Annotated in this window: 1 protein-coding gene; it reads right to left on the minus strand. The window is 63.2% G+C overall.

Features of this window, described 5'->3' with window-relative positions:
* Positions 1-565, minus strand: a 565-nt coding sequence (locus P0D89_RS53890; RefSeq protein WP_408379803.1) for a transposase, incomplete at both ends; no start/stop codon positions are given.

Genomic DNA, 565 nt, shown 5'->3' on the forward strand with positions numbered 1-565 from the left:
CTCCCGTCCGGCCGCACGCCGATGATCACCAGCAGGCATTGACCATCAGAATTCTCGCTGCGCAGCCCCGTGTGAATACCGTCGACCCACCAGTACACATAGCGCGATTCCGACAGGTCCCGCCTGCTCCAGCTCACATGCTCATCGGCCCACTGCGCCTTCAGCCGGCTCACCACACTGGCCGACAGCCCCTTGGCATCCTCGCCCAGCAGCACGCCCAGCGCTTCGCTCATGTCGCCGGTTGAAATGCCTTTCAGATACAGCCACGGCAGCGCGGCACTCACGCGCGGCGATTTCCGCACATACGGCGGTACGATCGATGAATTGAACTTCACGCCTGACCCTGATCGATCACGAACCTTCGGCACCTTCACCACAATCGGCCCGGCCGCCGTCAGCACTTCGCGCTCCGGCAGATAGCCATTGCGCACCACGGCGCGCTGGCCATGCAAGGTCTTGACGTTCTCAAACCGTTCTAACAACGCCGACAGCTCCGCTTCGATGGCCTGCTGGATCACCTGCCGGGCTCCGTGCCGGACCAGTTCGTCCAGACCCAGACCGACTC

The organism is Paraburkholderia sp. RL18-085-BIA-A (assembly GCF_046027075.1).
Taxonomy (GTDB): Bacteria; Pseudomonadota; Gammaproteobacteria; order Burkholderiales; family Burkholderiaceae; genus Paraburkholderia.